Annotated in this window: 5 protein-coding genes; all 5 read right to left on the reverse strand. The window is 61.0% G+C overall.

Features of this window, described 5'->3' with window-relative positions:
* On the reverse strand, positions 1 to 803 hold an 803-nt coding region (locus tag ENZ74_RS24965; RefSeq protein ID WP_127313055.1), incomplete at its 3' end, for a phosphopyruvate hydratase.
* 376 nt (positions 804 to 1,179) lie between these two features.
* Entirely contained in the window at positions 1,180 to 1,545 is a 366-nt protein-coding gene (locus tag ENZ74_RS24975) for a PRC-barrel domain-containing protein (RefSeq protein ID WP_024505095.1), read from the reverse strand.
* 86 nt (positions 1,546 to 1,631) lie between these two features.
* Complete coding sequence (locus tag ENZ74_RS24980; protein WP_013531476.1) at positions 1,632 to 1,835, reverse strand: dodecin family protein; 204 nt, start codon at positions 1,833 to 1,835, stop codon at positions 1,632 to 1,634.
* Between the two features lie 96 nt (positions 1,836 to 1,931).
* Positions 1,932 to 2,777 (reverse strand): 3-deoxy-8-phosphooctulonate synthase, encoded by an 846-nt coding sequence (gene kdsA / locus ENZ74_RS24985; protein WP_063168052.1) that lies wholly within the window; start codon positions 2,775 to 2,777, stop codon positions 1,932 to 1,934.
* Complete coding sequence (locus ENZ74_RS24990) at positions 2,774 to 3,661, reverse strand: VOC family protein (protein ID WP_063168053.1); 888 nt, start codon at positions 3,659 to 3,661, stop codon at positions 2,774 to 2,776. The genes kdsA and ENZ74_RS24990 overlap by 4 nt, the downstream gene beginning before the upstream one ends.
* Between the last annotated feature and the right edge of the window lie 152 nt (positions 3,662 to 3,813).

Genomic DNA, 3,813 nt, shown 5'->3' on the forward strand with positions numbered 1-3,813 from the left:
GCCTGGGCCTTGGGATCGCGCGTCTTTTTCTCGCCTTCATAGACGTAGTTGCCGTCCTTGAAGAACTCGGTCGCGGCGCAATCGAGGCCGAGCGCGATCTCGTCGCCCGGCTTGAAGCCGGCCTGCTCGATCGATTCCATGATGAAATCGAGCGCCACCGGAGCGCTTTTCAGGTTCGGGGCAAAGCCGCCCTCGTCGCCGACATTGGTGTTGTGGCCGGCATCCTTCAGTTTCTTGCGCAGCGTATGGAAGATTTCCGAACCCCAGCGGACACCTTCGCGCAGCGTCGGCGCGCCGATCGGCAGGATCATGAATTCCTGGAAATCGATCGGGTTGTCGGCATGCGCGCCGCCATTGATGATGTTCATCATCGGTACCGGCAGGAGATGCGCCTTGGTGCCTCCGACATAACGGTAGAGCGGCAGGCCGGCGGCATCAGCGGCCGCCTTGGCCACCGCCAGCGAAACGCCGAGAATGGCGTTGGCGCCAAGCCGGCTCTTGTTGGGCGTGCCGTCGAGCTCGATCATGGTCTGGTCGATATGAATCTGGTTTTCGGCTTCCATGCCGCCGATGGCCTCGAACAGCTCGCCGTTCACCGCCTCGACGGCTTTGAGCACGCCTTTGCCGAGATAGCGGGCGCCGCCGTCGCGCAGTTCGACGGCCTCGTGGGCACCGGTCGAAGCACCCGACGGCACCGCCGCGCGGCCCATCGAGCCGTCTTCGAGAATGACATCGACCTCGACGGTCGGATTTCCACGGCTGTCCAGGATTTCACGCCCGACAATGTCGACGATGGCGGTCATTTGCGATGTCCTCGATTGATCTGAAGAATGCCGCACGTCTTAGCCAAAGTGCTGCAAAAGGCAATCGGCCCGCTGGCAATTGTTGCCGCGGCAACAGCGTCCGAACGATTCACGAAGCGCAAATCGCTGTCATCATAAGTCATGTACGGTCGGCTGACTTCCGGTTAAGGTGCAGCGCGCGGGGCGAAACAGGAGGAGTTTCGCCATGTCTCAGTTGAGCGGTATCGTGAGTCTGTTTCTGATCGCGGCGGCATTCCTGACGTCATGCGACAATCAGCAGTCGCCGCCGAAGGCGATGGCCCCCTTACACGTCAGCGAATAAGCCGGAATCCAAAGCGGCCCCGTCTCTCTCGACGGGGCCGCTTTGTCGTTGTTGTTAATGCCAGTAAGGCGTGACCTTGTAATAATTGTAGGATTCGTCGCGCGCCGCCTCGCCATCGGCACCGGTCAGTTCGTTGATCGAATAGGCCGGTGCCGCCATGAGTTGTTCCTTGGAAAACGGCACGACATAACCGCCCTTGTCCTCATCATAGTCGAGGCTTGCCCAGGGAATGGCGTGATATTTCTCGCCGATGCCAAGGAAGCCGCCAAAACCGATGACCGCGAACATGATCCCGTTCGTCATCTTGTCGAGCATCACATCCTCTATGCTGCCGATGCTTGTGCCTTCGGTGTTGTAGACCGATGTGCCGATGACCCGCGAAGCGGCAATGGCTTGGGTGTGGCCAGTCTGGGTTGCCATGATTGTGCTCCTCATTGTGGTTTCGAACCATAATTGGACAATGAGGGGCGCGGGCGAAGGTTCCCGACTTTTTCGGCGTCGACCGATCACTCCGCGAGGATGAAGGTAACCTTCATGTTGACGCGATAAGCAACGATCTTGCCGTCCTGGACGACGATCTTCTGGTCCTGGATCCAGGCGCCCTCGACGTTCTTCAGCGTTTTGGATGCGCGCGCAATTCCCTGTTCGATGGCGTCCTGAAAGCTCTTCTTCGACGACGATGTGATTTCGGTGACGCGGGCGACAGACATGGCTTCCTCCTGCCAAAACGCTCATTTGCCGGTAGAGCGTACAGGCGGCTTGCGCCGTCCACAAGCATCGGCGGTCGACAGAGGATATTGTCCGGCCTAGAGACCCTTGGCGATGCGGTCGAATGCCATCAGCCGCTCGAGTAGAGCGGGCATGTCCTTCAACGGCAGCATGTTGGGGCCGTCGGAAGAGGTCGAGTTGCCAGGATCCTGATGGGTCTCGATGAAGACGCCGGCAACGCCGACAGCGACGGCCGCGCGCGCCAGCGTCTCGACAAAACGACGTTCACCGCCCGAGGAACCGCCCTGCCCGCCCGGCTGCTGCACCGAATGGGTCGCATCGAAGATCACCGGCGCGCCGATCTCTGCCATGACAGGCAAAGCGCGCATGTCGGAGACCAGCGTGTTGTAGCCGAAAGAAGCACCGCGCTCGGTGGTCAGCACATTGGCATTGCCGGATCCGGTGATCTTGGCGACGACGTTCTTCATGTCCCAGGGGGCAAGGAACTGTCCCTTCTTCACGTTGATGACCTTGCCGGTTTTCGCCGCGGCGACCAGCATGTCGGTCTGGCGCGACAGGAAAGCCGGAATCTGCAGGACATCGACATGCGGCGCCACGATGGCGCACTGCTCCTCGGTGTGGACATCGGTCAGCACCGGGAGCGAAAATTCCTTGCGCAGTTCGTCGAAGACGGGAAGTGCCGCGTCCATGCCGGCGCCGCGCGTCGCCGACAGCGAGGTGCGGTTGGCCTTGTCGTAGCTGGTCTTGTAGACGAGGCCTATTCCGAGCCTGCCGGTCAGTTCCTTCAGCGCGCCGGCCATGTCGAAAGCGTGCTGACGCGACTCGAACTGGCACGGGCCGGCGATCAGCGACAGAGCCGCCTTGTTGTCGAAGACGACATTGCCGACAATTACCGCTGAATTGGGCGCGACGGGCTTGTTCATTTGGTCTCCCGGAAGATGAAAGCCGCGCCCTGTCCGGGTGCAGGCTGCACGACAATATCATTGCCCGCTATATCGTGTTGGATGGAATTGGCCGCAAGCAGCCTCGATGTCACATTGGCGTTCCGAACCGAAAAGACCACCGCTGCGAAGCGTAGATCTGTCGGCGCGCCGGCCGGCAGGCCAAAGCGCGCGGTGAAAGCCGCGCGGTCAAGCACGCTCAAATCTGCATTCGGCAGGGAAAACATGCCGCCCTGCCTTTCGGCGGCCGGATTATCCACCGAGATAGAAATCAACTCATGCTGCTTTCCAGGCGCATCGCTGACCGCCAAGATCTCGACAATTCCGGTCGCGCCGTTGGCGTGGGCCTGCAAAGCCGCGCGGTCGACATCAGGCGCGTTGACCCGCTCGCAGGCAAACAGGAAGGCGTCCGTGGCTTTGGCTCCGGCCGCGAAAGCGAGCTTGAACGATGCGATGTCGCTCTTGCCGGCCGGGTCGGTGAAAGCGCGCGAAAAACCCAGCATGTCTCCCGCCGAGATGCCGGCATCGACATAGCGTGCATGGTCGGCATCGGCATTGCCCGTACCTAGAACAATGGCGGAAAACCCCTCGTCGCCGTTGCTGTCGCGATAGGCGCGATCACGCGTGACGAAGACATTGCCGTCCGCGATAGCCTTTGCCGCCACCTGCTCGTCGCCGACCGCCAGCGGTTCGAGATACGTGCCGTCGGCCAGGAAAACACAGCAGTTTTCCGTTCCGAAGGGATGGATGCCGGTCGGGGCCACGACGAAGCCAAGCGCGGCGAGCCGGGCTCGCGCCACCTCAAGGCTCTGCGTTGGCAGCACCAGGTGATCGAGCGGATGAGTGCCAGTGATGGTTCGGGTCATGCAGCCGCGATGTGCATCATTCCGCAAATCGGTTCAAGACTTGATCGCAATCCCGGCCATTTCGCCCCCGCCAGTTCACCGGACGTCGAAAAAGGCACCAGTTGGGACAAAGCCTCGATCAGCTTCCGGCAATGACATCGGCGGAATAGCGC

The sequence above is a fragment of the Mesorhizobium sp. M7A.F.Ca.CA.002.15.2.1 genome, from assembly GCF_003998715.1.
Lineage (GTDB): Bacteria > Pseudomonadota > Alphaproteobacteria > Rhizobiales > Rhizobiaceae > Mesorhizobium > Mesorhizobium ciceri.

Excerpts from the sequence above, each read along its gene's own strand:
- ENZ74_RS24980 (WP_013531476.1), bottom strand. The coding sequence starts at position 1,835 with ATGTCTGTCGCCCGCGTCACCGAAATCACATCGTCGTCGAAGAAGAGC.
- kdsA (WP_063168052.1), bottom strand. The coding sequence starts at position 2,777 with ATGAACAAGCCCGTCGCGCCCAATTCAGCGGTAATTGTCGGCAATGTC.
- ENZ74_RS24975 (WP_024505095.1), bottom strand. The coding sequence starts at position 1,545 with ATGGCAACCCAGACTGGCCACACCCAAGCCATTGCCGCTTCGCGGGTC.
- ENZ74_RS24990 (WP_063168053.1), bottom strand. The coding sequence starts at position 3,661 with ATGACCCGAACCATCACTGGCACTCATCCGCTCGATCACCTGGTGCTG.